The following is an 802-nucleotide window of genomic DNA, read 5'->3' on the forward strand; positions in this document are numbered from 1 at the left end:
AGATTGTGTTCCCCGCGGCTATTCTGCGCCCGCCCTTCTTCGATCCTGAGGCCGACGATGCAGCGAACTACGGCGGTATCGGCATGGTGATCGGTCACGAAATAGGTCACGGGTTTGACGATAAAGGTGCGCTCTATGACGGCGACGGCGCGCTGAATAACTGGTGGACCGAGGAGGATTTCGCCGAGTTTACCAAGCGCACGAGCGCGCTGGTTCAGCAGTATAACGCCTACACCCCGGCGAACCTTGACCCGCAAAAGTTCCGGGTGAACGGCGAACTAACTCTGGGCGAGAATATCGGCGACCTTTCGGGCCTGTCGATTGCGTTGAGGGCCTATGAGATTGCGCTTGCCGAGCAGGGCATCACCTCGCTGGAGGATGCGCCGGTCATCGACGGCATGACGGCCGCGCAGCGCCTCTTCTGGTCCACCGCACAGGGATGGCGCACTAAGTCACGCCCACAGCATGCGGAGATGATGATTTCGGTGGATCCGCACTCCCCCGACGAGTTCCGGGTGAACGGCGTGGTGCGCAATATCGACGAGTTTTATGATGCGTTCGATGTTCCCGAGGGCAGCAAACTGTATCTGGCGCCTGAGGATCGCGTGCGTATCTGGTAGCCTCCTGCCAGTTCCCAATAGCGCGAGCAGATAATATTTTGGCGAGCAGATAACGGATTGCTATCTGCTCGCCGAAATATTATCTGCTCGCGCGGGTTAAAAGATGCCGTATTGCCCAAAGTACCGCCGTTGTAAGGGCTAAGGACGTGGCACATACGAACGCATACGCTCCTGTATCTACC

1 protein-coding gene is annotated in these 802 nt (G+C 57.9%); it reads left to right on the forward strand.

The window, feature by feature from the left end; all coding sequences use genetic code 11:
• Window positions 1-620, forward strand: a 620-nt coding sequence (locus HMPREF2554_RS09100; RefSeq protein WP_141744388.1) for a M13-type metalloendopeptidase, incomplete at its 5' end; no start/stop codon positions are given.
• Window positions 621-802: the final 182 nt, after the last annotated feature.

The sequence above is a fragment of the Rothia sp. HMSC071F11 genome, assembly GCF_001809115.1.
Taxonomy (GTDB): domain Bacteria; phylum Actinomycetota; class Actinomycetes; order Actinomycetales; family Micrococcaceae; genus Rothia; species Rothia dentocariosa.